Annotated in this window: 1 protein-coding gene; it reads right to left on the bottom strand. The window is 70.5% G+C overall.

Going from position 1 to position 237, the window contains the following annotated elements:
• Nucleotides 1–237: hypothetical protein (locus tag AC0IW9_RS31935; RefSeq protein ID WP_471652294.1), on the bottom strand; the 237-nt coding region annotated here is incomplete at both ends.

Raw genomic sequence — 237 nt, 5'->3', positions numbered from 1 at the left:
GCCTGCTGCCCTCGAGGGAGACGACGCCGCTGTCGCAGCTTACCTTGAGATCGGCCTCCAATAGACTGGGGGCATGCGTCAGGTCGTCGCTGTCCGCCAGCGGGCTGCGGCCATCGACGTCGCCGACCGTGGTTGGGATCACCAGGATGGCGCCGTCCCCAGCGGCGGCCAGCGGGATGGCCCAGGGACCAAGGACGGCGACCTCCTGGCCCGGTGGGACGTGGCCGACGCTGATCA

It is taken from the genome of Belnapia sp. AC561 (assembly GCF_979252845.1).
This window is presented reverse-complemented; position numbering and strand designations above follow the sequence as displayed.